The following is a 26,594-nucleotide window of genomic DNA, read 5'->3' as shown; positions in this document are numbered from 1 at the left end:
TATTAGGTGTATCTGGCTACGATAGCCTGCGATAAACTTAAAAAAAGGTATTTGTTAAAACATAATAATCCATGAAAACCCGGATATTATCGAAATCTGAATATTTTCATCTTAACTGGATTTATGCCATAGGTTGCCATTTGTTTTTTGTTTCTGTTTCTTCGACCAGGCAGCTTACCATTTTGAGTCAGAATAGTCTAATTCTACGGAGTGTTCTTTCAGGAGTTATTATAAGCCTAAATCTGCTTTTTTTTACGCTTACTCCCGGATATTGTGCCGGTAAAGCTCCTGTAATAATCTGTCCAAAGGTTATAGATACTGGTGCTGATTGGATTTCTGTTCAAGGTGAAATTCTTGTTGATGAGGGGAATTCAATAACTGAGAAGGGCTTTATATTCAGCAAAGGTCAGGGAGATGATCAACAAATTAGTGCAGGCTCTGGCTTCGGAATCTTTACCATAAAATTAACTAATCTTAAAAGCGATAAAACCTATCATATTACCCCTTATGCAATCCATAGCGGAGGCTTAACCTATGGACCGGCGATTGAAGGTAGAGTAGGGGATAATGCTCCATTATTTATCAGTAAGCTTATTTCAACCGTTAATTATGATGAAATCTATCAATCAGTTATTAAGGTTCAGTCGCCAGGTAATCTTGAAACCAAAGTAATAGCTAAGAAGAAACCTGAATGGCTGACATTAAGTTCAGAAGCAGAAGTTCAGACCTTAGCTGGAAGTGGAAGTAGCGGATCAGTAAATGGCCCTGCTTTGTCAGCTTCTTTTCGCACACCTTATGCACTTGCTTCGGATACAAGCGGTAATATCTATATTGCAGATCAGCTCGCCCAAAATATCCGTAAGATTAATACTTCAGGGGAAGTTAGCCTGCTGGCAGGCGGTAATAAATCAGGATTTCAGGATGGTATTGCTGATGAAGCCCGATTCAATTCTCCTTCGGGAATTGCCATTGATCGTTCAGGTAATGTTTATATTTCAGATCAGAATAATCACTCCATCAGAAAAATCAGCCCTTTAGGGATTGTTTCAACTTTTGCAGGTAATGGTACACCTGGCTATGCAGATGGTACAGGTGGTGTGGCCCACTTTAAATACCCTGCTGGTCTCGCTGTTGATGCGATCGGGAATGTATATGTTGCTGATCGCGGGAATAATTTAATTCGCGTAATAAATGCCAATGGAAAAGTATCAACCCTTGCCGGAACCAGGGCAACAGGCTTTGCCGATGGTGCGGCTTTGAGCGCAATGTTCAATGCTCCAACGGGCATAGCAATCAGTAGTTCGGGAGATCTGTTTATTGCTGATCAGGTTAATAACAGGATTCGCAAAATAGATCAAGCAGGTCAGGTAAGTACTGTTGCCGGCAGTGGTACATTTACATACTTTGATGCCATGGGAACTCTTGCCGGTTTCCGTTATCCTACCGGGATAACTCTTGGAAGCGATGGCAGCTTGTATGTAACAGATCAGCTTAATCATAATGTGAGGAGAATCAGCAAAGATGGTCTGGTGAGCACAGTTGCTGGAACTGAGCCGGGTTTTTCTGAGGGATCAGGCAGCTCTGCAAAATTTAGAAATCCATCCGGCATTTGTACCGCACCTTCAGGTGAACTGTATATAGCTGATTTTTATAATTACAGAATCAGGAAGATTATTAATGATCCGGTACTATTTGGTACACCAGCTAAATCAGACGTAGGTTCCTATGAGGTAGTTCTCGCCGCAACGAATGAATCTGCAACTGCAATCCAAAGTTTTACCCTGGTAGTTCGGGATATATTGCCACCTCAGGTAAATTCTTTCAGTCCGGCAAATGGGGCAACTTCTGTTTCCCGTTCGCCTGATTTAATGCTAACCTTTGATGAAGAAATATTTTTGAGTGATACAGGCTCCGTCACAGTATATAAAGGTTCAGAAGTTCTGAAAAAACTTGATTTGAAAATTCCAGACCAGCGGGCAAAACTTGTACTTTCTTCTGATCGTAAATCGCTTCAAATTGAAGACGTCAGAGATTTACCATCAAATTCAGCTATCAGGATATTATTCAGTAAAGGTTTGATCAGTGATTCTCTTAAAAATGAATTTAATGGTCTGTCTAACTGGCATTTTACAATTCAAAAGGCAGAAAATCAAAAACTGGAGATTCAGGCTCTGTCTGAAAAAATTTACGGTGATTCAGCATTTAGTATAGGGCCAGAGCTTTCCTCGGCAGGATTGCCAATTATTTATGTGGCGGATGAACCTGCAATTATTACAATAAGCGGAAATGTTGCAAGGATTTTGAAAGCAGGGCGAACAGGGTTTACTGCCATACAAAAAGGAGATGCAAATTTTCTTCCTTTGGAGCTTAAAGGAGAAGTACTTGTGAAAGCCAGACCAATAATTATACAGCCTGTACAAGGTCAGAGTAAAAAATATGGTCAGCCAGATTTCGATATTAGTTTTAATATTAAATCCGGCACAATAGTTAATGAAGATCTGTTTAAAGGTAAATTAAGCAGGGAAACGGGCGAATCAGTTGGTGTTTATCCAATCCTTGCTGGTAATTTAGCACTCAGCCCCGATTATAATTTAACAATACTCCCGGGGAATATTTCTATTGAAAAAGCAGCACTTAAAATTATCGCTGATGATAAAACTAAAATAATTGGGGCCCCGGATCCTGAATTTACTGTAAGCTATGTTGGATTTGTAAATGGTGATGGAATTGCATGTCTGACTGATAAACCTCAGGTTATTAGTTCAGTGCCAACAGGTACAGTCCCGGGTAATTATAAACTTATTGTAAGCGCAGCAACTGCTAAGAACTATGATATAACCTTTCAGGAAGGTAAATTGATGGTAATTTTTCAGGAAGTTCCTGACTTTTTTCTTAAGGAAGGTATTCTGTTTGAAAACCAGCCTCTTAATTCCCTTGCGGGGGTTTTGATAACAGCTGTTTCAGATGCTAAAATGGACTATACTATGGCAATTGGTGATGGAGACACTGATAATAGTTTATTTCAAATACAAGGCAATAAAATTCTGACTCGCACTTTAATTGATTACGAAACTACCAGAGAATGTACTTTAAGGATTAGGGCAACCGGCAATTATGGGGAATTTAGAGAGAAAATTATAAGGATTGCGATTGCCGACATTAATGAAATGCCTAAAATGGATGCCATTTCAGATCAAAAATTATGTATGACCGGTCAGATAGTATTGAATGGCATTAGTGGAGGCCCTGAGGCAAATCAGAGGTTGAGTGTAGTAGTTAAGTCACCTGACCTGAAATTATTTAGTATTCTGAAAGTTTCTGATGTGATAAATGGAAAAGCAATAATAACCTACAGTGTTGCAAAAAGTTCAACAAGGTCAGCCAGGTTGGAAATTATGCTTAAAGATGATGGTGGTATAAAAAATGGAGGAATTGATTCAGCGGTTTATCACTACATCCTAAGTTTTCAAGAGCCACCAGTACTTGCGATTTCTTCTGACCGGGGTACAACTATTATAAAGGGAGAAACAGTGTTGCTAAGTGCGAACGGGAATGGTTCCTATACCTGGAGTGATGAAAAAGGCGTTTTAGCAGGGCAGAATAGCTCTTTTCTCCGCGTTAATCCACTCCAGTCAACAGTTTATAAAGCACGCATGACCAGCGAAAGCGGATGTGTGACCGAAAAGGAAATAAGTATTTTAGTAAGGGAAAACACAGAGCCTGCCTTTTATAATGTAATCACACCAAATGAAGATGGTATAAACGACTTCTTTACTGCGAAGAACATTGATTTATTTCCACAGAACGATTTGAAAGTATTTGATAAAAGTGGTACAGTTGTTTATGCAAAAATCAATTACAGGAACGAATGGAAAGGTGAACGAAATGGAATGCCATTACCAACTGGAACTTATTATTACCTTCTTGAATTCAACCAGGGTAAAGAAAGAGTGAAAGGCTTTGTATTAATTCTTAATGATTAATTCACCTAACCGGAGGTAGTGCTTTCAGCTTTTAGCTTTCCTCTTTTTCTTCACCACTCACCCTCATTCCTGAATTTTTCTTTTACATTCTTACTGAACTGGTTCAGATTGTGTTTCAGGCTTTCTAAAATTTCTTCGGTAGTATGCCCTGCGGCATCACGTGCTGCAGGAATTATGGTATTACACTCATTGGCATCCATAAAGCGGGCTGCATCAAGTAATCTGCTTTGATCTTCTGGTGCAATCACTATAAAACCATGTTTATCCGCATGAATTAGGTCACCCGGTTGGACTTTTCTTCCAAACACCTCTACTTCACAATTCCACCTGACGCAACTAACATAAGCATGCCCTACACATAGCCTTTTTGCCAAAGCTTTAAATCCGGCATTTGTCATTTCATCCAGATCGCGTATGGCACCATCGGTAATCGTGCCAACACAGCCAAGTGATTTATGAACATTACTATTCACTTCACCCCAGAAAGAACCTACAATACGTGATTTGTCCATGTCCTGTACAACCACAATCTTGGGTCCGGGAGTATTAGCAACATATTGCAGGTATTCCATGTAGGCATTGGGATTTGAAATCTTATGCTGAGGATTACTGGGTTCAATAACCAAAGTAACGGCATAACCTACCATTGGTCCCATCTGTGGCATAAAGTCGTGGGTTTCTTCAAGATTGAATGCATCTTTTGCCCGATTTTGTTTGGTAATTTGTTCCCAGCCGTTATAAATTGTGGGGGTATTCCAGCGCTTAAGCTGGATGAGATCGCTATGGGCCACCTGATAGCTATCAGGTGGTCGGTTTTTATGGTCGTTCATACTTTATATTAAAATGGTATGCAATATAAATATTCAAGCTCACTTACCGCTTTGATAAGGCTTCGTTTTTGGGCTAATTTTTTACTATCATGGTATTAAAGCAAATAATTTATTGTGAGTTTGGTATATAAATAACTAACCACATAGATTGACTTATATTATGCTTTAAATGGAAACATAGCTTGTAAATCACATAGATTGAAGCGAAGCTTCAAGACTATGTGTGTCTAAATTAAGGTTGGCAGCTTTAAAATACTATGTTTCTATGTGGTTTTCAATTATTATGTCGAGTTCATGTTAATTTAATCCACCTTAACCGGATAATGTTATTGTTACAATTGCCTCAAAGGTTAGGTATTTTCTTCTATTCCTGTAAAAAAATCAGAGTTAAATGCCCTTGGGGATTGTTGGAGGTATATATTTCAATTATTAATACTCAATGATCAAGTTTAGATAAGGATAAACCTGATTCTAGAAAACAGAGTATTCAATTGTAGCCCTCATATCATCAGGGTATTTTTCTATATTTCAGAAATTAAAAAAATATAATGAGAACAAAACTACTACTATTTACAGTCCTGGTGATTTTCGGCATCAGGGCTAATGCCCAACCCGCCGGAGCATCATCAGGTAAGCCTTATGCCTATATTATTAAAGGCGGACATGTTATAGACCCTAAGAATAATATTAATGGTATTATGGACATTGCCTTCACTGCCGGTACAAGAGGACAGGCTGCCCGTCCTGCAATGTCCGCAAGACCTGCTGCAGATGGTCGTCCGGCTCGTCCGGCAATACCGGCACGTGCTGCTGTTCCAGCATCTGAAGGAAAAATCGCACTGATTTCTAACAATATCAATCCGAATCTTGCCGACAGGATTATTGACGCTAAAGGCTTATATGTAACTCCGGGTTTAATTGACATCCATGTCCATTTCTTTTGGGGGCATGATGGAAGTTATTTGAAAGATGCGCCAACTGCTTTACCAGCTGATGGTTTTACTTTCCGTACAGGGGTAACTACTGTTGTTGATGCCGGTTGTACCGGCTGGAGGGATTTTGAACTCTTTAAAAAGCGTACAATTGATGCTTCCAGAACCCGGGTTCTGACTATGCTGAATATTGTTGGAACAGGAATGGATGGTGCCGGAGAAAATAATATTGATGAGATGGATCCTCAGAAAACTGCAGAGATGGCTAAGAAATATCCAAATGATATCGTTGGGGTTAAACTGGCACATTTCTCAGGACGTACCTGGGTGCCTACCGACCGTACACTGGAAGCTGGCCGACTTGCCAATATCCCAATTATGGTGGATTTTGGTTCTGCAGATCCTTTTTTGCCATTAGATTCATTATTTAATGTAAAATTCCGTAAAGGCGATATTTATACTCATGCTTTTGGAGGGAATGGAACAGATAACCCTAATGGGAGGGAATCCATTGTTGATATGAACGGCAAAGTAAAACCATTTGTTTACAAAGCCAGAGACAGGGGAGTAATATTTGATATTGGTTTTGGGGGAGCAAGTTATCTATATAATCAGGGTGTTCCTGCCGTTAAGGCAGGATTTTATCCAACTACCATCAGTACAGATTTGCATACCGGAAGTATGAATGGTCCGATGAAAAGCATGGAAAACATCATGGGATTATTTATGGCCACAGGGATGCCACTGAAAGACGTTATTGCTGCCAGTACCTGGCATCCGGCTCAGGCAATAAAGCGTGAAGAACTTGGTAACCTATCACAGGGATCAGTAGCTGATATCGCCATATTCAGAATTAATAAAGGTGATTATGGATGGCCTGTAAGGGGTGGAAAAATTACGGGTAAAGAAAGATTGCAAACTGAAATGACTATCAGAGCAGGAAGTATCGTTTATGATCTGGATGGAATAGCTCAGCCAGCAGGCCCAAGTCCGGCAGACAGATAACATTTTATAAAAAGCTATTGATAAGGCGCCATCTGCATAGATGACGCCTTATCAATTTCATTAAAATAACGTGAGTTCGATTAAACTATCTAAAGATTAATATTTAACCAAATAGATTGAATTTATTATGCTTTAAAGGAAACATTGATTGAAGCGAAGCTTCAAGGCTATCTGTGTCTAAAATGTAGGTTAGAAGCTGTAAAATACTATGTTTCTATGCGGTTTTTAAAATTTTATGTCGAGTTCACGTTAAATTAAGAAACTAAACTCTTTATAAATGAATATAAAGCATCCCCCATCTGGTAATAGCCCGTATTGTCCGGATGTACCCCATTACCCCATGTTTCGATTATTTGGGTGCTTCTTGCATTGGCTTTCATTGTAGTTTTCTGGAAGTTATTGGTTCTGTCAATACAATAATTAAAACCAATACAATATAATTTTGAAGTCCTCATTTCCGGAGTATCGTAATTGCTTAACAGGAATTCAACGAGTTTCTTATAGTTTTCGATATACCTTTTTAAGGTTTGCCCTGATGCATAATTCACAGCAAAAGCATCCTGTGAGATTGAAGGTGGTATGGTAATGCAAAGTCCGATATTAATCTGGGGGATAACAGCTCTGAATTCACTCAGCATTTTATCAAAATCGTCTCTTATACCTTTTAATTTTGACTCTGTAACATCAAGAAAAACATCGTTAATTCCCAGATGCACTGTGATCAGATCCTCTGCATTCATGCTATACCCTTTATCCATCAGGTATTTCTTAAAATCCAGTCGCTGAGTGTTCAGATTCCAGAAGGGATTAGCTGCAGTCATTACCGAATTTGTAAAAGGAATTAAAGTGTCCCCATTGCCTGAAACCTTTGTTAGCGTGCCATTTACAGATGGATTATCAATCCCCTTGCTTCTGCGGGCAGCTACATATCCATTTCCACCGCTAAGGTTTACTTCAGAAATGGTGAATTCCGACTTGCCATCTGTATAGACTGAGCCAATCCCGGGACTCTCTGCTAATCCGCTCAGTCCGAACTGCCAGGTACTTTGACCGCCATCTCCGGCGTACTGACTGAATTTCCAACCTCCTCTGCCTTCGTGCTTATTGGGCGTACTTCCACGGCTTCCAAGAAATGTCATTGATGGACTTGCCATCACCTGATAATCAGTATTGATTATGCTGATATATTGCCCTCCCGCAGTTGTACTGTCCCCAATACAGAGAACCTTTATTGAAGATCCTGCACCATTATTCTTACCAGTGATGATCAGTTCCGAAGTTTTTGAAGCAATTATTTTACCTGCAAAACTAACTTCAATTTTAAATTCAATAGTTCCGGTATCAGTAGTCTGCGGACTAATTCTCCAGAATTTATCATATTGTCTACCCTTTGTACAAGTAATATCAATGGCTAAAAGCTCATTCGGAAGATTTGAAAAGATCACATTATCGAAGTAAATATTGGTTTCAATTCCTTCGGATGCATAAATAACAGAGGGTGTGAGGATCTTCGCCTCTGCATTTAGAATTGAAGGATCTATTGAGATGTTATTGCGTTTGAGTTGTTCATTTTCATTCAGGATTTCTCTTGTGCTGGCTGATGCAGCCCCAAGAGGAATTAAAACAGAGGCTAATCCTGCATGAGCAGCACCTTTGAAAAGTGATCTTCTGGAAATTTGGTTTTTTTCTTTTTTCATTGTTTGGGAGTAATAATGCTATTCCATTTAAATCAATATGAATATCGAATGAAGAAAATATGCATTGAAATTGTTTATTTAATTAAAAATAGGTCAATTTCTTATATTATACTTTCTGTTTTTTATCCTGAAGGATAAATCTACGATCTGTTGAAAACTGATTGCTTGTTTAAAACTAGATGATCCGCCGCGCTGATTTATTATCTACTTTCGTTTTCTAGTTCTTTGTCATATCTATTCTGGTTCATTCGCTTTTGCGGATGATTAAAAGGGAACCGTGTGTAAATCGCGGGCTGACGTGCAACTGTAATCCAATAAAATGGAGAGCCAGACACCTGCCAAGATAGTTTTGTTCAAAACTTTCACGACTAAAGTTTTGGCGAAAGCTCTTTCTCCTTTTTTCTGGGTTTGTTGCCTTTTGTCAATTCTTGTTTACACAAAAAAACAAAAGTATATGCAACAGGAAGAAATTCTATTAAAAGAGAACAAGGATCGTTTCGTGATCCTTCCCATTAATTATCCCGCGATCTGGGAGATGTATAAAAAACATGAAGCCAGCTTCTGGACAGCCGAAGAAATCGATTTGTCAGGCGATCTCAAGGATTGGGCTAATCTGAATTCCGGTGAAAAACATTTTGTATCTCACATCCTTGCTTTTTTTGCAGCCAGTGATGGTATTGTAAATGAGAATCTTGCTGTCAACTTTATGAGGGAGGTACAGGTTCCCGAAGCAAGATGTTTTTATGGATTTCAGATTATGATGGAAAATATCCATTCTGAAACCTATGCATTGCTGATCGACACCTATATCAATAATCCAGTAGAAAAAGATCATCTTTTTCATGCAATTGATACGGTCCCGGCAGTGAAGAAAAAGGCAGAATGGGCACTTCGCTGGATAGAAAATGGGAGTTTTGCCGAACGTCTGGTTGCTTTTGCAGCAGTTGAAGGTATTTTTTTTAGTGGCAGTTTCTGCTCCATATTCTGGCTAAAAAAACGGGGTTTGATGCCCGGCCTCACCTTTAGCAACGAGCTGATCAGCCGCGATGAGGGTCTCCATTGTGAATTTGCCTGTATGCTTTACCGGATGCTATCCAATAAACTTTCAGAAGAACAGGTGCTTGCCATTATCCGGGATGCAGTAGAGATTGAGAAGGAATTTATCAGCGAGGCCTTACCTGTTGAACTCATCGGTATGAATGCCAAACTAATGAAACAATACATCGAATTTGTAGCTGACCGCTGGGCTGATGAATTGGGCTATTCGAAAATCTATCATGCATCAAATCCTTTTGACTTTATGGAAATGATTTCTCTTCAGGGGAAAACTAATTTCTTTGAGAAGAGGGTGGGAGACTATCAGAAGGCGGGAGTACTCTCTGGAAGCAAGGAATCTAATAATTTCTCACTGGAAGAGGATTTTTAAGAATACACACAGTTGAGATGGGAAATTCAATTTTCCGATTAACCCTTACTCGATTAACATCTAAAATATCTAACAAGAATATTCAATCATAAAAGAATCATGTTTGTAATTAAAAGAAACGGAAGAAAAGAGAGCGTTAAGTTCGATAAAATTACTGCCCGCATACAGAAACTATCCTATGGACTGAGTCCGCTGGTAGATGCCATTGATGTGGCAAAAAAAGTAATTGAAGGACTTTATGATGGCGTCAGCACCACCGAATTGGATAATCTAGCGGCAGAAACATCAGCCTCACTCACTACAAAGCATCCTGATTATGCATTACTGGCGAGTCGTATTGCAGTAAGTAACCTGCATAAGAATACCACCAAATCATTCTCTGAAACCATGCTTAATCTGTATCATTATTCGGATGCACATAGTGGCCGTAAAATGCCATTAATAGCAGAGGATGTGATTGAAATAATTGAAAAAAATGCTGATCTGCTGGATAGTTCTATTATTTATGACCGGGATTTTGGATTCGATTATTTCGGTTTTAAAACACTTGAAAAATCTTATTTGCTTCGGATTGATGGTAAAGTTATTGAACGGCCACAGCATATGTATATGCGTGTGGCGATCGGAATCCACAAGAATGATCTGGAGAGTGTTATCCATACGTATAATCTGATGACTGAGCGCTGGTTCACTCATGCTACCCCGACGCTTTTTAATGCAGGAACTCCCAAGCCTCAAATGTCATCCTGTTTTCTCTTAGCAATGAAAGATGATAGTATCGATGGTATTTATGATACGCTGAAGCAGACTGCAAGGATTTCTCAGAGTGCCGGTGGGATAGGTCTGGCAATTCATAATGTCAGGGCTACGGGGACTTATATTGGTGGCACGAATGGTACCAGCAATGGAATTGTCCCGATGCTTAAGGTATTTAATGATACAGCCCGTTATGTAGATCAGGGAGGTGGGAAGAGGAAAGGTGCCTTTGCGATTTATCTCGAGCCCTGGCATGCTGATGTATTTGAATTTCTGGATCTGCGAAAGAATCATGGTAAAGAAGAAATGCGTGCAAGAGACCTTTTCTATGCACTTTGGGTACCTGATCTTTTTATGAAGCGGGTCGAGGCTAATGAGGATTGGAGTTTGTTTTGTCCGCATGAGGCACCGGGATTACACGAATGTTTTGGGGAGGAGTTTGAAGAGCTGTATCATCAGTATGAATCGGAGGGTAGGGCACGTAAAACGATTAAGGCTCAGGAATTATGGTTTGCTATTCTGGAAGCACAGATTGAAACCGGCACGCCTTATCTCCTTTATAAAGATGCAGCAAACAGTAAAAGCAATCAGCAGAATTTGGGTACCATTAAGTGTAGTAATCTATGCACTGAAATCATGGAATATACAAGCGCGGATGAAGTAGCTGTATGCAACCTTGCATCAATTGCGCTGCCGCGTTTTGTTACTGATGGACAGTTTGATTTTGAAAAATTGTATCAGATTACCTATCAGGTTACAAAGAACCTGAACTGCATAATCGATAATAATTTTTATCCCGTTGAGGAGGCAAAGAATTCCAATCTGCGACATAGGCCTGTCGGACTTGGAGTACAGGGCCTTGCGGATGTTTTCATTCTGATGCGCCTGCCATTTGAAAGTGAACTTGCGGCCTTGCTGAACAAAAATATATTCGAAACGATCTATTTTGCGGCGATGACTGCCAGTAAGGATTTGGCAAAGGAACAGGGAGCGTATGAAACTTTTGAAGGATCTCCACTATCAAAGGGTTTGTTTCAGTTCGATTTATGGGGTGTTAAGCCTTCAGAAAGGCATGACTGGGAAAAGTTAAGAGAAGAGGTAAGACAATATGGGGTGCGGAATTCCCTGCTTGTTGCTCCGATGCCTACAGCATCAACATCTCAGGTATTAGGAAATAATGAATGTTTTGAGCCCTATACATCCAATATTTATACCCGCAGGGTATTAAGCGGAGAGTTTATTATCGTGAACAAGCATTTGTTGAAAGATTTGATTAATCTGGGCCTATGGAATAATACCATGAAGGATAATATTATCAGGGCCAATGGCTCAGTCCAGCATATTGAGGAAATACCTAAAGAGATCAGGGAATTGTACAAAACAGTTTGGGAGATTAAACAGCGTAATCTGATAGATATGGCTGCTGACCGGGGTGCTTTTATTTGCCAGTCGCAATCACTTAATCTTTTTGTTGATAATCCCAGTACCGCAAAATTAACTTCCATGCATTTCTATGCCTGGAAAAAGGGTTTGAAAACAGGGATGTATTACCTTCGGACACAAGCCGCAACAAAGGCGGTTCAGTTTACGGTAGAAACACAAGGTGGAAAAACATTGGAGCCGGTAGTTCCAAAGCTCGACCCGGTTCAGAACAATGATTCAGGCCAGGTTGAACCATCAGTGTCGGAGGAAGGATCAAGCTGCAGTATGGAAGATGGTTGTCTTAGTTGCGGTTCTTAAATGGCTGGATTAAAAGATGCTTTAATTCCCAAAGGATTCGTTTTTTCGGGAATTAAGGTGTTTTAGTTATAAAACTATGTTACAAATAACTAAACATGAGATCATTAGCTGCGAGCGTTGCGGTAAAAGAATTGAATGCAAAGCAAATTCCTACACCAAGTGTCAATGCAGTACTATACAATTGAATTTGAATGAGCTTCAATATGTAAGTGAGAATTATGAAGGCTGTTTATGTGCCGCATGTCTGATTGAGTTGAAGGAAGAATATTGTTCATTTTTTCAAATTAAGGATTAAGCCTGCTGATACTGTAAATGCAATTGAATCCCAGAAATCATTCCGGATGATATTATGTAAAAGACATCCCTTGGAAAAAATCATTTGTTTATTTTTCCATTTTCAACTGTCAACTCTCAATTACTAAAGTGCTCCTTCATAGCTTTAGCATAATGCGAAATCGCGATCTCCGGCTCAGCAATTTCAGGATGCCATAATTTTTCCCATTCAAAGCTATAATAGCCCTTATATCCGTCATTTGATAAAATATCTATGGCTTCAAACATGGGTACATCACCTTGCCCGAGTAAGGTATATTGTAGTTTATCCCCAATCAATTTTGCATCTTTAATATGGGTATGATGTATGTGTTTCTTTAATTTTTTATAAACTTCCAATGGGGCTTCTTTGGTGATGGTCCACATGTTTGCAATATCCCAAACCAGTCCGACATTTGGATGTTTTGCAATTTTCAGCACTTTTAAGATATCCTCAGATCCTGAAAAATCACCATGGGTTTCCAGTAAAACAGTAACATTCCGGCTTTTTGCGTATTGCCCCAGAATCAGCAGATTCTCTGCAACAGTACGAATTGTTGCTTCACGTTCCCTTTCTTTTGGAAATTTGTCGGGAAATACCCTCACGAATGGGCAATTGATTTTTTGTGCCAGGTCAATAAAAGATTTTGCTTCTTCCAGATTCTTCTCTCTTTCAGAACCCTCATGAAAATGCATTTTGGCAGAGGCTCCAAGGTTGATGAACTTCAGGTTTTTTTCAGCCATCAATGAAAGTGTAGCTCTGATTTTCTCAGGACTGCTGAATTCATCACATAAGGTAAGATCCATCTGACGTTTTATGCCACGGATTTCTAAACCTGAAAAGCCATGTTCAGCCGCAAAATTCACAATTTGCTGAAAAGACCAGTCGGGGCAACCTAATGTAGAAAATGCTAAAAGTGGCATGTTTTTTTTGCTTGTGAAGGCTGAACTGCACATTGCTGCTGCTAATAAAATGGCTGAATTTTGCAAAAACTGTTTCCGTGAGTATACCATGATATTTTATAGATTTCTGAGTTATAAATTTGATAAATTAATTACGAATTACGAATTAACAATTACGAATTAGCAATTACGAATGGAAATCGATTGAGCATTATAAATTGATTGTCAAATGAACCAAAATTTCACCGACAACAGACAACCGGCAACAGACAACTGATAGTAGGTAACTGAACAATTACAATTCTAATTCTTTCAAAATCCGTATTTTTATAAAAAAGCAAATCCATGAAATCATTATTCTCTTTAGTATTGTTTCTGGGCATGATTGCTCCGGGGCTTATGCAGGCACAGACCAAATTAAAAGCTGGTGACAAAGCGCCTGACTTCATATCCCGGGATCAGAACGGAAAAACTGTTTCCCTGAAACAGTTTAAAGGCAAAAAGCTCGTATTGTATTTTTATCCAAAGGATAATACTTCAGGTTGTACTGCACAGGCCTGTAGTTTACGAGATAATTTTAAAGAGTTAAAGAAAGAAGGTTATACTATTCTGGGTGTGAGTATCGACGATGAGGCTTCTCACCGGGATTTTATTGCAAAAAATAATTTGCCTTTTTCGCTTTTAGCTGATACAGATAAATCAATTGTGACAAAATATGGTGTCTGGACAGAGAAAGAAAGAAATGGAGTAAAATCTTTTAGTACTACCAGGACTACTTTTTTGATTAATAAAGAGGGTTATATCAATAAAGTGATCACTGAAATTGATACCAAAAATCACGCAGGTCAGATACTGACTTTAAAAAAGAAATAGATTACATTATGGAGCCAAACCAGCTTCTGCGATCAGGATTAATAATGCAAATTTTATAGCTTCAGCTCCATTTTCGTTGATCCACCATTCATCCAGGGAATGAGAGTTTCCACCTTTTCCTCCTCTTCCAATCGTAATGCTGGGTATACTAAGGGAAATCGGGATATTTGAATTTGTAGAACCTGTACCTAATGAGGGTATTGCTTTAAAATATTCAATTGCTGCCATTGCTCTCTGAATAAGCGGGAGGTCCTCTGTCTGTACTCCGGAAGGTCTTTCCCCTATTTTTTCAAATTGAGCGGTAAGTTTTGCCCCGTTTTTGATACCAGAATTGTAATCATCCAGGGCCTTTTTTACCTGATTTAACAAGATTTGTTCCAGACCAGTCAACTTTTCCGGACTCAGTGAGCGCATATCTACCTCCATCCAGGTTTCAAAAGGTATGGAGTTTACTGAAGTTCCGCCTCCAATTCTGCCAACATTATAGGTGGTTTTTGGACCATCTTCGACAAATTTTGAGGCGGCCGTATTAAAATAGTCGATCGCCTTTCCCATAGCGTGATGAGGATTGGCCAATCCAAAAGCACCCCATGAATGACCGCCCGGCCCATTAAATGTTATTTTATATCGTACCGATCCTAAACCATTTGTTACCAGTCCTCCAATGTCGCCTCCATCCAGGGCAATATGCGAATCGATCTTCAGGTTCCCCGGTTTGAATAGATGTTTGATTCCCCGCAAATCACCCAAACCTTCTTCACCAACTGTTCCGGCAAATAAAATATCAGATTCTGTTGAGATTTTTGTCTTGTTCATTGCTTTAACTACTGTAAGAACTACGCTAAGTGCCCTGGTGTCATCAGCTATGCCCGGTGCAAATAGCGTATCCCCCTTCATTTTTACTTTGACATCGGTATCTAAAGGAAAAACCGTGTCTAAATGTCCTTCAATCAGAACCGTCTTGCCATTTCCTGTTCCTTTTCGCAATGCAAGAACATTTCCTGCCTCATCTATCCAAACAGAATCAATACCTGCATTCTTAAGCATTTCCCTAAATCGTTCGGCCCTTTTTTGCTCCATAAAAGGGGGAGCAGGAATTTCAGTAAGTTCTATCAACTCTTTTGTAGTTGTTGGTTCCAATTGCTGAATAATCTCAAAAGCCTTTTTGATTTTTGTATTACCGCTGATTTTTTCGAGCTGATCTTTGTATATGGCTTGAGTATGAGATGCTTTTTGATTCTGCGCACTCACAGATAGCATCCCGAACAGAAATAGAAATATCAGGGATATGTTTTTCACTAATCGTGGATTTAGGATCAATTGGTTAAAGTTATAATATCTGAACGTTTTTATTTGGTTTTTTATTCCGAAGATCAATTCTTGAGGTCATTTGCCAATTTAATATGCGATTATAGTCATAAAATCACATACTGGCCTGCTTATTGGTATATATAGCTAGTAGATTTGAAGGAAATGAAATTTTTTCACTTAATCTGATTCAATTTGTTGAAATGATTTTTTTTTGTCATTTCAATTCTAAATTAATCCCACAATTAACATACAAATATGACTTTAGATTCGCCAATTCTAAAAAATGAATTTGAAAGAGTACTGAACCTCTCTGATTTCAATCTCGATTATTCCAATTTTCAGGATAAATTCAAAGATTTAGCCAAATTGGCTGCAAGAGTTGCTGGTACGCCAATTTCTTTGGTTAATCTGATCGACTCTTATACCCAATGGACCATCACAAATTATGGTATAGATGTTGAGCAAATGCCTAGAGAAGAATCAGTTTGTCAATACCTGATAGCTTCTGAAGACTCTGCTCTTGAGGTTGAAGATCTTTCTAAAGATGAGCGTTTTTTGGAAAGATTTTATGTGGCCGGCGAAGAAAAACTGCGATATTATTATGGTATTCCATTGAAATCAGATGGCTTTAATATTGGAGCACTTTGTGTAATGGACAGAGAAACGAGAACAATCTCACCAGAGAAAGAAGAACTTTTGAGGATTATAGCTGACGAAATTGTTAACCGTCTGAAAGCATATAAAGCTATTGAAGGCTTAAGAAATAAAGTAAAGGAAGTTCAAGCAACTCAAAACAAGGTAGTTCATGATATACGCGGACCTTTAGGAGGAATAATTGGACTAACAGAAATGATCAGCGAACAAGGGAAGGAAAACAAAATAGATGAAGTACTTGAGTTCATTAACCTCATTCACAAAAGTGGAAAGTCAATTCTTGAACTTGCCGATGAAATTTTAAGTGCCGACAAAGAAAAAACAGTTGCTTTTAAAGGAAATGAATTGAATATGCAATCCTTCAAGGATAAACTTCAAAAGTTATATCTTCCTCAGGCAAAGTCAAAAAATATTCACTTTGAAGTAAATATCAATCCTCGGGCCATGGGGGTACCTTTTCCAAAAAACAAATTGCTTCAGATTACAGGAAACCTGATTTCTAATGCGATCAAATTTACTCCCAATGGTGGTAAGGTCATCGTGGAATTGGATATGGATGTTTCACAGTCAAGTAATAATTTAAACATCAAGGTAAAGGATACCGGTGAAGGTTTAAGCCTTGAGAAAATAGATGTTATTCTCAATGGAAGTGCTTCATCAGAAAATGGAACTGATGGCGAGAAAGGCTATGGTTTTGGTTTGCAACTAATCAAACATCTGATTTATGGTTTGAATGGTAAACTTAATATAAGTTCTGTACCCGGTGAAGGATCCGTATTTGAAGTAATGATTAATGCAAATGTGTCTTAGATTGAAGGAATTTGTTTTTTAATAGTTGATTATTTGACATTTTAGCGACTTTTCCATTTAACTTAATTAGAATGTTTTTGTTATAATTGTATAGAATTAATACGAAAATATACAATGGATAAAAATATTCCCAATACTATCCTGGGTACTACAGAACAGGATTTATTAAACCTGATGGCTGAAAGTCATATTTCAGTTTCTGTTGATACTCCAATGCGTGAGGATGCATTTGACCTGGATGATGAAACTAAAATTCTGCTTATTGAGAAGCATTTCAGTCATATCATGAATATTCTCGGTTTGGATCTCAATGACGACAGTTTGAGAGAAACCCCTAAAAGAGTAGCAAAAATGTATGTTAAGGAGATCTTTAGCGGACTAAATCCTGCGGGTAAACCTTCAGTCACTTTATTTGAGAACCATTACAAATATAATCAGATGCTGGTGGAACGTAATATTGCGGTTTACAGTAATTGTGAACATCATTTTGTTCCGATTACGGGGAAAGCGCATATTGCTTACATGAGTAATGGAAAAGTTATTGGTTTATCTAAGCTCAATCGGATTGTACAATATTATTCCCAGCGTCCGCAAGTTCAGGAAAGACTAACTATTCAGATTGCAAATGAGATAAAAGAAGCATTGGGGACTGAAGACGTGGCTGTAGTTATTGATGCCCATCATCATTGTGTTTCGTCGAGGGGTATACGTGATATGAATAGCTCAACAATTACAGCCGAATACAGTGGGAGGTTTTTGTCGCCCGAAACCAGAAACGAGTTTTTAAAGCACATCGGATAATGAATTTTAAAGGTAAAAATATACTCGTTGTGGGTGGTAGTTCAGGCATCGGACTCAAATTGGTCAATATGCTGTCTACGCTGGGAGCCCAGGTATACAATGCCTCGAGAACCAAATCTGAAGATTGGCCCGATGGACTGATTCATATACCTGTAGATGTCTTAACAAACCTTGATTTGATTGCGGAACAGTTACCTGATAATTTGCATGGTTTGGTTTATGCAGTAGGAAGCATTAATCTTAAACCTTTCAGCCGTTATACTGAAGATGATTTTATACAAGATTACAGATTGAATGTAACGGGAGCCGCCCGATCCATTCAGCTGGCATACAGGTCATTGAAAAATTCTGGCGTAGCATCAATCGTGTTGATAAGCTCGGTCGCCGCTAAAACAGGTATGCCTTATCATGCCAGTATCGCGGCCGCTAAAGGTGGGGTTGAAAGTCTGGCCCTGTCACTCGCTGCCGAGTTTGCCTCCCAAAATATCAGGGTTAATGTGGTTGCACCTTCATTAACGGATACTTCTCTTGCGGGTAATTTATTGAATACTCCCGAGAAACGTGAAGCCTCTGCAAAGCGACATCCGCTTGGTAGAATTGGAAAACCTGAAGATATTGCCTCTGCAATTTCGTTTCTATTATCGGATGAAAGCGGGTGGATAAGCGGACAGGTCTTGGGAATTGATGGAGGTATGGGGAATTTAAAAACTTTGTAAAAATGAACTTTAATCAAAGCCATATCTCAGCTATGGAAAAGCGTTACCGGACTACTTTCATTAATAGTTTACCGGGTTATAAATCGCTGCATATGCTGGGTACTGCAAATAAAGATGGGATCAGTAATCTGGGCTTGTTTAATTCGATTTTTCATGTTGGAGCCAATCCCCCTTTGTTGGGTATGGTATTCAGACCAGACAGTAATGACCACGACTCACTGCAGAATATAATTCAAACCCAGGAATATACCCTTAATAATGTATTGCCAGACCATTTTCAACAGGCTCATCAAACCAGTGCCCGCTTTCCATCAGGTGTATCTGAGTTTGAACCATGTGGTTTTAAAGAGTTTTATATGGATCCATTCAAGGCCCCTTTTGTGCTAGAATCCAGTGTCAAAATTGGATTAGAGCTTCGTGAAATTATTGATGTATCATTGAACAATACTAAGATTCTGATCGGTGAAATAGTCCATGTTTTGATGGATGATGGAATTGTTGCAGCCGATGGTTATGTAGATCATATTAATGCTGGAACCCTTACTGTTGCAGGATTGGACAGCTATTTTACAACAGAACATTTAGGTAGATTAGCTTATGCAAAGTTTGTTTAATCCATCTTTTATCAAATTTTAATTGAGGTTTTGAATACTAGCCCAAGCGATATCTTAATCATAGGCTCAGGTCTTGCAGGTCTGACTGCCGCTCGTGTATTAAAATTGGCTGGTCGTAAAGTAAAGATACTGGAAGCTTCTGATGCCCCGGGCGGAAGGGTCAGGACTGATAAAGTAAATGGATATCTTTTTGACAGGGGCTTTCAGGTTTTACTAACTGCATACCCGGAAGCAAGGAACTTTCTGGACTATAAAGCACTGGATCTCCGTTCTTTTAGTCCGGGTTCTATCATTTTTAGTAATTCCGGAATTGACGAAATAGGTGATCCTTTGAGAGAAATAGGATCCTTGATTCGCACTCTAAAATCTCCTGTTGGCAGTCTGCCTGATAAATTCAGACTACTTTTTCTTCGTTTAAAGCTGGCTGATATTAGCATTGATGAAATTTTTTCAAAGCAGGAAACCACAACCTTACAATATTTAAGAAATGCAGGTTTTAGTGAAAGAATAATTTCTAACTTTTTTACTCCTTTTATGTCGGGGATTTATCTGGAACAAAAACTGGAAACATCTTCCCGTATGTTTGAGTTTGTATTTAAAATGTTTAGTGAAGCAGATACTGCAATACCGGCTAGGGGCATGGGGATGATTTCAGCACAACTATCTTCCGGACTTTCAGCAGAAGAATTAATACTTAATGAACGTGTTTTAAGTATAGATGGCAATGAGGTTCGAACTGCTTCAGAAAGGAACTATAAAGCCGGAATTATTCTTATTGCAACTGCTGCTGACTGTATTCCGGCGCCATTTCAACGTATTCCTATCGATAAAAAATCGGTGACATGTCTATATTTTTCAACTGAAAAGGCACCCTATCATAAAGCTTTAATCGCTTTAAATGCAAATTCAAATAGGCTGGTAAACAATATTGCGGTAATGAGTAATGTTTCTGCAGATTATGCTCCTGAAGGTAAATCGCTGATTTCGGTCTCACTTACTGATAAGCAGCTACTTATTGAACCTGAATCCCTTGAATTTAAAATTAAGGATGAGTTAAAATTCTGGTACCCAGACTGTATGAACTGGGAACATTTAAAAACTTATACTATTCCTTATGCACTTCCTGATAATAAGCACGTTACAAATGATATTCTTCCTTCTTCAATGCGGATAAATGACTCAACTTTTATCTGTGGGGATCATTTAATGAACGGTTCAATTAATGCAGCTATGAAGAGCGGAAGATTGGCAGCAGAGGCCATCCTATCCATATAAAACTGAATTTAAGACTCAAATGAAAAGCTATAAATTTATACATCAGCTCCTGGATCTCGTTGAAGAATTTGAACGAGACAGCAATGGCAGGGAATTATGCCTGAGTGATTTTTCAGGATTCCTAATCAATCAACTGGAGCATTCGGACAATTCCCTTGGTTCATCCGATATTCGATTTGGTGAAATGGAGGAAGAAACGCAGGAATTGGCCTATCAAATTGACAATGCCATTGGACGTCTGTTCGTTTATATGAGCCGTTATGCAAAATCATATATCAAGAAAACGTTGGAAGGTACACCTTTACAAAGTCCGGAAGATTTTACCGCCCTTGCCATATTATTAACTCACGAAAGTCTCACTAAAGGCGAATTGATCAGTAGAAATATACAGGAAAAAACTTCAGGAACCGAAGTCATACGCCGTTTACTCACTGCAGGTCTTGTTAAACAATGGGATGATCCGGCAGATAAACGTTCCCGGAGAATTTCAATCACTGAAATTGGAAAGGAGCTTTTACATCGGGTGTTTGATGATATGAACTATGTTGGGAAAATGGTTACAGGGAATTTATGTTATTCAGAGAAACTGAAGCTACAATATCTGCTTCAAAAGCTTGAAACATTTCATTTTCAACTACATGAAGAAAAGGTTATTAATACCAAAGAGGATATTCGCTCAATGGCTTTAAACAGTAAATATTAATTTCCACTAATTTTTAATATAAAACCGTTATTTTCGGCATAATTACTATTTTTTCCTAGTTTAGAAAATAGCGCAGGCTCGCTATTAAGCATTTTTATTTCATATATTTTGGTTCTGGGAAGCGCAGTTTTCCTTTGATTATGAGAATTCATTGTTTTCCTATGATTGATTTTCGCTTTCTCTGTGTTCTTATATTTTCATTTATACCAATGATGTCTTTTTCCATTACCCTGGTTGAAAATGGGAGGTCTGGATATTCAATTGTCAGGTCAAAGAATGCCTCCGTTCATGAACTGTCTGCGTCTATTATCTTACAGAATTATCTTCATCAAATTTCCGGGGCATTAATTCCGATTATTGATGATAGTTTGCCCCCTTCTGAATTGGAGATATTAATTGGAAATACCGGTCGTATTGAGGTAAATGAGAGTATTCAAAATGATGGGTTTCTGATAGCCACCAAATCCAATAAACTTATTATTTCAGGTAAAGGAAAAGGTACACTGTATGGTGTATACACTTTTCTGGAAACATATATGGGTTGCAGAAAATATTCTTCCAGATTTTCACTGATTCCTAAACAGGGCTCAATCGTACTGCCGGTCATAAATGATCTTCAAAACCCGGAAATTAATTTCAGATCATTACACTATTGGGATGCAGAAACTGATCAGGAATATCTTGACTGGCATAAACTAAATCGCATCGAAGATAAATGGGGTTTATGGGGCCATTCGTTTTTTAAGTTGCTTTCCCCCGCGCAGTACTTCAATCAACATCCCGAATATTTCAGTTTGGTAAATGGGGAAAGAAGAGCAATGCAATTATGCCTGACAAACCCTGATGTTTTAAAGATAGTAGTAAATGAATTGGGTAAAAGGATTACTGATGCTGCTGCATTAAAATATTGGTCTCTAAGTCAGAATGACGATATCGGAGCCTGTGAATGTAATCAGTGCTCCGCCTTGAATAAGAGGCATGAAAGTAATCAGGGATCTTTGTTAACTTTTGTAAATCTGGTTGCTGCAAACTTTCCTGATAAAACGATTTCGACTCTTGCTTATACGTATTCCAGAAAACCACCTGTAGGTCTTAAGCCGCTGCCGAATGTAAATATCATGTTTTCTGCAATCGATATTAACCGCAGCAAGCCGCTTGATACTGATCCACGTTCAGAAAAAATTAGAAAGGATTACAATGGATGGGAGAAACTGACTTCAAATATTATTGTTTGGGATTATGTCGTACAGTTCACGAATTATATCAGCCCCTTTCCAAACCTGCATACACTGAAGCCTAATTTTGATTACTTTTCTAAAAAGCAGGCAGATGGTTTTTTTATACAGGGCAGCGTTGAGATTCCAGGAGAACTGGCTGAGTTGAGGACATATATTTTATCAAAGCTTCTTTGGGATAAAGATTCAGACACAGATAAAATTAAAACAGAATTCCTAAATAACTATTATGGAAATGCCGGAGTTTATGTCGGCCAATACATAGACCTCATTCATGAGCATGTTCGTGCCTCATGGAAAAGAATGGATATTTACGATAACCCTATAATGCCTTATCAAACTTACCTTAGTCCTCAACTACTTACTGAATATCTACATATTCTGGATACGGCAGAAACTCTTGTTAAAGGAGATATTGAATTAACAAAACGGGTTCAAATGGTTTCTTTGCCTTTGCATTTTGCAGTTTTACAACAAGCCAGATTTTTTGGAATTGATCAGAATGGAGTTTTCATAAAACAGAATAAAAACTGGGTGGTCAGAGAGGAGATCAGAAGAAAGGTTCAATATTTTTATGAGTCGGCCAGAGACAATCAGATCACTCAATTAAATGAGTCTGGATTTAGTCCTGAACAATATTTGAAAGAATGGGAGCATATTTTTAGAACCGGCCCTGTCATTCATAAAGCATTAAATAAACCAGTAAGATTATTAACTGAAAACAATCCGGAATTTGTAAGCAAAGGAGCAAGGACACTTGTTGATGGAACTAGTGGTACAGAGGATTTTCAGTACAACTGGCTTGGGTGGAATGAAACTGATATGAAAGTCGAAATCGACATGGAAACTCAAATCCGGATCAACAAAATTGAAATGTCATTTCTAGAGAATCACCGGCATTATATGTTTTTGCCTAAGGAAATATGCATAGAATTATCAGATGATGGTAAAAGCTACAAACAGGCAGCAAGTCTGCTTATAGAGGGACCCTTTGAAGATGTTTCAGCACCGATCAGGAAATTTAGTTTTGATCTGAGTAAAACAAAAGCTCGTTACATAAAAATAACAGCGATCAATCAAACTGAAATACCTTCCTGGCGCAACCGAAAAGACCGGAAACCCTGGTTAATGATAGATGAAATAATTGTTGAATAAGAGTTGTTTCAGCCTGACTGGGGAATACTTAATTTATAAGATAGTCCTTCCAGCTCATTATACTCAAAATGGAGCGTTCCATCCTTACTTTCAATAAGCTCCTTAGTGAAATTTAATACAATACTTTCAGGGCTAATTTCGCGACTTATAGGATCGTTACTATTGATCTGAACCTGTAGTATATTTCGGTCAGATTGTATAGTAAGTCCAAGCTGGATTTTAATCAAAGCACCCGGTTTACTTAATTTAATAGCACTTGAAACAGGACTTCCAATTATTTGAAGGAGTTTATTTTTTGAGAAGTGAATATGCTCTTTGCTCTTATCAATGGTAAATTCAAGAATTAATTTTTTGTTTTTTGCGAGAGGTAAATACAGGTGGTTAATTCGTTCGGCGAGTGCTTCAAGGTTAAAACTGTGCGAGTGACTCACTTTATCAAAGAGTTCCATTGAGATGTTGTCTGCAATCTCAAGGATTGATTTGCTACTATTATTAATAAGTTTAAGACAGTGTAAAACTTCTTCCTGATCGTGTTCTTCATCAGGCTCAATGAGTATATCAGAAATCCCAATTATTCCGGCTAGTGGGTTTCTAATATCATGAGCGATTTTACGTTGCATTTTAATTGCATCAGATAGCTCATTTTTTAACTCATTAATTTTTTGGAAATCTTTTAATTTACAGACTATTTCCTCTGCAATGATCTTTAAAAGATCTATTTTATCATTACTGAGAATTTTTATTTCTCGATTCATCACACAAAGAGAACCAATATTTACCCCATTGCTCATTTCTAACGGCACACCATAGTAATAGCGTAACTTTGGATCGTTTTTAACATAAGAAGCCTGCTCAAATCGGGTATCAGTAGAAAGATCTTTGATTTCGAAACCTTGATCCTGAACTATCGTATACTGACATACGCATTCCTCTCTGGGCATTGATGGTAATTGAATGCCATGTTGTGCTATAGTCCATTGAGTATAGGAATCTACCAGATTTAATAGGGTAACATCCATGTCTGTTAGCCTGGATGCCAGTTTCATCAGATGCTTAAAATTATCTTCTAATGTGCTGTAATCGACATCAAGGTTTGAAAGACTAAGAATTCTTTTCGCTTCATTAAGCGGTAATGGCTGAATCATTAAATAATAATTTGGAACGTAAATATACTTAGATCAATAATTATTTTAATTATTTTGTTTTTAATCTGAAATCTGCTCAAAATCTTCAAATAAATGTATTTTTGAGTCTAAATTTTGCTTTTTTAGACCACAATCAAAAGTTACATCTGGAAATATCTGCCTGAAATGAAAATTGTAATTGCTGAAGACGATGAATTAATGTTGAAAACACTTGAATTTCGGTTGAAGCGTGATGGACATGAAATTTTCCTGGCCCGTGATGGTAAGGCCGCATTAGACTTAATTGATCAGTATATGCCTGACCTGGTAATTACGGATATAATGATGCCCTATTCGACAGGTTTGGAGATCGTGGGTTCAGTAAAGCAAAAATATCCTGATAAAATTAAGGTTATTGTATTATCGGGGATGGGGCAGGAAAGTGTTATATTAGAAGCTTTTCGGCTCGGTGCCGATGATTATATTACAAAACCGTTCAGTCCGAATGAATTATCTGTACGTATCCGTCGCTTCGCTGATAGTGTAAAAAGTTAGGCTTTAATATAATACTTTTGAGGCTATCCGATTTAAATATTCAAATTGATTTTTTCTCAGGATTACCCTTTCCTTTGATTGCTGCAATTCTGTTTTCTTTTTTTATTGTTGTTTTATTCATATACATCTTAATTTATCAGGGGATTCTGAGAGCGAGGCAAAAGCAAACAGACCGATGGAATACTTTGACTGATGATATGATTTACAAAGTTATCTTCCATGAAGATGATAACCCGGATGGTGATCAGACCGCTGAACTGTTGGATATAGTATCCCGGACAAACATTGAGTTACCTTTCGGAATGGCTAAACACTTGCACAATACTAACTTTCGGAAAACCCTTATTCAAAAATTAATTGCTGTAAAGCTAAATATGTCAGGTGCCGCTTCAGATAATCTGACAAGGCTATTCAGACAATTAAACTTTGATAAACAGGTTCTGAAAATGCTGAATAGTTCTTCATGGTATAAAATAGCATCCGCTATTCAACAAATCGGGGTAATGGAACTGGATGAATATAAACACAGAATATTCGAATTTGTTGATCATGAACGTGGTTTAATTCGCGTAGAAGCTCATAATGCCATTTTAAAATTTTATGGTTTTGAAGGGCTGCGTTTTCTGGATAATGCAACTTATCCGATTACTAAATGGCAGCAAATTAAATTACTGGATCAATTGGCCAGTTTACCAACAGAGCATTTTACCGGAATTGAGGTATGGCTGGAATCCAAAAATGATACCATTGTGCTTTTTGCATTAAATCTTGTGAAAAACTATCACCGGTTTGAACTCTTTGATCAGGTAGTTGTCTGTCTAAGGCATAATAATCCAATGGTCAGACAAAAGGCGATATCAGTTTTAAAAAATCTGCCTAGTGAGAAGTCGGCAGCAATTTTAACAGATATTTATTTTTCTGAGACAGCTAATAATCAATTGGCAATTCTGCGAACACTTGAGTCGGTTAGTACAGATACTGAAATTCCCTTTTTAGTAAGCCTTCTTTCGGATGAAGTTGATGCGGTGAAGCTTGCTTCAGCGAAGGCTCTGGCGGCAATAGGGCAGGTCGGGATAGAGGCTATTCAATCCCATCCTGCTTCAAGTCAATACCCGCTTACACAAATTATTGCACAAATACAGGAGGAAGCGGCATGAATTGGCTTGATTTAATTATTACTGTTT

20 protein-coding genes and 1 riboswitch are annotated in these 26,594 nt (G+C 38.2%); of the genes, 15 read left to right on the top strand and 5 right to left on the bottom strand.

Annotated elements, in window-relative coordinates; all coding sequences use genetic code 11:
- Nucleotides 1–71: 71 nt before the first annotated feature.
- Entirely contained in the window at nucleotides 72–3,983 is a 3,912-nt protein-coding gene (locus Q8S11_RS13905; RefSeq protein WP_305662722.1) for an MBG domain-containing protein, read from the top strand.
- A 50-nt stretch (nucleotides 3,984–4,033) separates the two neighbouring features.
- On the opposite strand, the gene Q8S11_RS13900 is transcribed toward Q8S11_RS13905, so the two are convergent.
- Nucleotides 4,034–4,813: an RraA family protein gene (locus Q8S11_RS13900; RefSeq protein ID WP_305662721.1), complete on the bottom strand. Its 780-nt coding sequence runs from the start codon at nucleotides 4,811–4,813 to the stop codon at nucleotides 4,034–4,036.
- A gap of 548 nt (nucleotides 4,814–5,361) precedes the next feature.
- Here Q8S11_RS13900 and Q8S11_RS13895 point away from each other — a divergent pair.
- Nucleotides 5,362–6,750 carry an amidohydrolase/deacetylase family metallohydrolase gene (locus tag Q8S11_RS13895; RefSeq protein ID WP_305662720.1) on the top strand — a complete coding sequence of 463 codons (1,389 nt, stop codon included), beginning with the start codon at nucleotides 5,362–5,364 and terminating at the stop codon, nucleotides 6,748–6,750.
- A gap of 254 nt (nucleotides 6,751–7,004) precedes the next feature.
- On the opposite strand, the gene Q8S11_RS13890 is transcribed toward Q8S11_RS13895, so the two are convergent.
- Nucleotides 7,005–8,447 (bottom strand): SGNH/GDSL hydrolase family protein, encoded by a 1,443-nt coding sequence (locus tag Q8S11_RS13890; protein ID WP_305662719.1) that lies wholly within the window; start codon nucleotides 8,445–8,447, stop codon nucleotides 7,005–7,007.
- A 223-nt stretch (nucleotides 8,448–8,670) separates the two neighbouring features.
- Nucleotides 8,671–8,805: riboswitch (cobalamin riboswitch) on the top strand.
- A gap of 96 nt (nucleotides 8,806–8,901) precedes the next feature.
- On the opposite strand from Q8S11_RS13890, the gene Q8S11_RS13885 reads away from it, so the two are divergent.
- The 3 genes from Q8S11_RS13885 to Q8S11_RS13875 all read left to right on the top strand — a co-directional run bounded on the left by Q8S11_RS13885 (nucleotide 8,902) and on the right by Q8S11_RS13875 (nucleotide 12,664).
- Nucleotides 8,902–9,873, top strand: coding sequence for a ribonucleoside-diphosphate reductase small subunit (locus tag Q8S11_RS13885; protein WP_305662718.1), 972 nt, complete (start codon nucleotides 8,902–8,904; stop codon nucleotides 9,871–9,873).
- A gap of 99 nt (nucleotides 9,874–9,972) precedes the next feature.
- Nucleotides 9,973–12,369 carry a ribonucleoside-diphosphate reductase subunit alpha gene (locus Q8S11_RS13880; RefSeq protein ID WP_305662717.1) on the top strand — a complete coding sequence of 799 codons (2,397 nt, stop codon included), beginning with the start codon at nucleotides 9,973–9,975 and terminating at the stop codon, nucleotides 12,367–12,369.
- Between the two features lie 76 nt (nucleotides 12,370–12,445).
- A complete protein-coding gene (locus Q8S11_RS13875) occupies nucleotides 12,446–12,664 on the top strand; it encodes a cysteine-rich CWC family protein (RefSeq protein ID WP_305662716.1) in 219 nt (72 codons plus the stop codon).
- Between the two features lie 116 nt (nucleotides 12,665–12,780).
- Here the strand turns inward: Q8S11_RS13875 and Q8S11_RS13870 are convergent, their stop codons facing one another.
- The gene (locus Q8S11_RS13870; RefSeq protein WP_305662715.1) at nucleotides 12,781–13,695 is read right to left on the bottom strand and encodes a sugar phosphate isomerase/epimerase; all 915 of its coding nucleotides are present in this window, start codon (nucleotides 13,693–13,695) and stop codon (nucleotides 12,781–12,783) included.
- A 234-nt stretch (nucleotides 13,696–13,929) separates the two neighbouring features.
- On the opposite strand from Q8S11_RS13870, the gene bcp reads away from it, so the two are divergent.
- Nucleotides 13,930–14,457, top strand: coding sequence for a thioredoxin-dependent thiol peroxidase (gene bcp / locus Q8S11_RS13865; RefSeq protein ID WP_371135172.1), 528 nt, complete (start codon nucleotides 13,930–13,932; stop codon nucleotides 14,455–14,457).
- 6 nt (nucleotides 14,458–14,463) lie between these two features.
- Here the strand turns inward: bcp and Q8S11_RS13860 are convergent, their stop codons facing one another.
- Nucleotides 14,464–15,756, bottom strand: coding sequence for a M20/M25/M40 family metallo-hydrolase (locus tag Q8S11_RS13860; RefSeq protein ID WP_305662714.1), 1,293 nt, complete (start codon nucleotides 15,754–15,756; stop codon nucleotides 14,464–14,466).
- 267 nt (nucleotides 15,757–16,023) lie between these two features.
- On the opposite strand from Q8S11_RS13860, the gene Q8S11_RS13855 reads away from it, so the two are divergent.
- The 7 genes from Q8S11_RS13855 to Q8S11_RS13825 all read left to right on the top strand — a co-directional run bounded on the left by Q8S11_RS13855 (nucleotide 16,024) and on the right by Q8S11_RS13825 (nucleotide 23,731).
- Nucleotides 16,024–17,232 carry a GAF domain-containing sensor histidine kinase gene (locus tag Q8S11_RS13855; RefSeq protein ID WP_305662713.1) on the top strand — a complete coding sequence of 403 codons (1,209 nt, stop codon included), beginning with the start codon at nucleotides 16,024–16,026 and terminating at the stop codon, nucleotides 17,230–17,232.
- Nucleotides 17,233–17,346: 114 nt separating this feature from the next.
- On the top strand, nucleotides 17,347–18,033 hold the full coding sequence (gene folE / locus Q8S11_RS13850; protein WP_305662712.1) for a GTP cyclohydrolase I FolE: 687 nt from the start codon (nucleotides 17,347–17,349) through the stop codon (nucleotides 18,031–18,033).
- On the top strand, nucleotides 18,033–18,749 hold the full coding sequence (locus Q8S11_RS13845; protein ID WP_305662711.1) for an SDR family NAD(P)-dependent oxidoreductase: 717 nt from the start codon (nucleotides 18,033–18,035) through the stop codon (nucleotides 18,747–18,749). The genes folE and Q8S11_RS13845 overlap by 1 nt, the downstream gene beginning before the upstream one ends.
- A gap of 2 nt (nucleotides 18,750–18,751) precedes the next feature.
- A complete protein-coding gene (locus tag Q8S11_RS13840) occupies nucleotides 18,752–19,363 on the top strand; it encodes a flavin reductase family protein (RefSeq protein WP_305662710.1) in 612 nt (203 codons plus the stop codon).
- Between the two features lie 30 nt (nucleotides 19,364–19,393).
- Nucleotides 19,394–20,638, top strand: a complete 1,245-nt coding sequence (locus tag Q8S11_RS13835) for an NAD(P)/FAD-dependent oxidoreductase (RefSeq protein ID WP_305662709.1) — start codon at nucleotides 19,394–19,396, stop codon at nucleotides 20,636–20,638.
- 19 nt (nucleotides 20,639–20,657) lie between these two features.
- The gene (locus tag Q8S11_RS13830; RefSeq protein WP_305662708.1) at nucleotides 20,658–21,341 is read left to right on the top strand and encodes a MarR family winged helix-turn-helix transcriptional regulator; all 684 of its coding nucleotides are present in this window, start codon (nucleotides 20,658–20,660) and stop codon (nucleotides 21,339–21,341) included.
- Between the two features lie 209 nt (nucleotides 21,342–21,550).
- Complete coding sequence (locus Q8S11_RS13825) at nucleotides 21,551–23,731, top strand: DUF4838 domain-containing protein (RefSeq protein WP_305662707.1); 2,181 nt, start codon at nucleotides 21,551–21,553, stop codon at nucleotides 23,729–23,731.
- An 8-nt stretch (nucleotides 23,732–23,739) separates the two neighbouring features.
- Here Q8S11_RS13825 and Q8S11_RS13820 read toward each other — a convergent pair whose 3' ends face one another.
- A complete protein-coding gene (locus tag Q8S11_RS13820) occupies nucleotides 23,740–24,876 on the bottom strand; it encodes a GAF domain-containing sensor histidine kinase (protein ID WP_305662706.1) in 1,137 nt (378 codons plus the stop codon).
- A gap of 165 nt (nucleotides 24,877–25,041) precedes the next feature.
- On the opposite strand from Q8S11_RS13820, the gene Q8S11_RS13815 reads away from it, so the two are divergent.
- Nucleotides 25,042–25,410: a response regulator transcription factor gene (locus Q8S11_RS13815; RefSeq protein WP_305662705.1), complete on the top strand. Its 369-nt coding sequence runs from the start codon at nucleotides 25,042–25,044 to the stop codon at nucleotides 25,408–25,410.
- A gap of 197 nt (nucleotides 25,411–25,607) precedes the next feature.
- The gene (locus tag Q8S11_RS13810) at nucleotides 25,608–26,567 is read left to right on the top strand and encodes a HEAT repeat domain-containing protein (RefSeq protein WP_305662704.1); all 960 of its coding nucleotides are present in this window, start codon (nucleotides 25,608–25,610) and stop codon (nucleotides 26,565–26,567) included.
- Nucleotides 26,568–26,594 lie beyond the last annotated feature (27 nt).

The sequence above is a fragment of the Daejeonella sp. genome (genome assembly GCF_030695525.1).
Taxonomy (GTDB): Bacteria; Bacteroidota; Bacteroidia; order Sphingobacteriales; family Sphingobacteriaceae; genus Daejeonella.
The sequence above is the reverse complement of the archived record's forward strand: the minus strand, read 5'-3'. Positions and strand labels throughout refer to the sequence as shown.